The organism is Dyella sp. 01L423 (assembly GCF_056399945.1).
The window spans coordinates 1-410 of sequence record NZ_JBFTSI010000053.1 but is presented as its reverse complement, the minus strand read 5'-3'; the positions used below and the strand labels follow the sequence as shown (position 1 = coordinate 410).

Sequence of the window (410 nt, the reverse complement as noted above, 5' to 3'; positions counted from 1 at the left end):
GGTTGAAGTAGTACGGCACTGTCAGGTCGAGCCCCGACTTGGAGCTGTACCCCATCAGCGGCGCCAGCACCCCGCTGCGGCGCTCGTCGTTCAGCGGGAACGAGAACGCCGGCGCGCCGGCGATCGGCACGTTGAAGAAGCGCAGCACGCCGCCGTAGGCGGTACCCACCTGGCGGTCGCTGTCGATGTCGATGCGGTTCGCGCTGAAGTACCAGTCGGCGTTGTCGGGCGARCAGGTCGTGTACGACGCCTTCTTCAKCGTGCTSCGGTCSGGRTCGATGAAGTCGATGCGCTCCGCGCTGCCCGCGCCGCCGGTCTGGTGGAAATAGTAGTCGGGCGAGAGCATGTAGCCCTCGTTGGCCTCCACGCGCAGCTTGGCCTCGGGGCCCACGGCCAGCGTGCCGCTCTTG

The 410-nt window shown here is 67.7% G+C and carries 1 protein-coding gene; it reads right to left on the bottom strand.

The window, feature by feature from the left end:
• Positions 1-410, bottom strand: a 410-nt coding sequence (locus tag AC1DMY_RS21025; protein ID WP_477166780.1) for an LPS-assembly protein LptD, incomplete at both ends; no start/stop codon positions are given.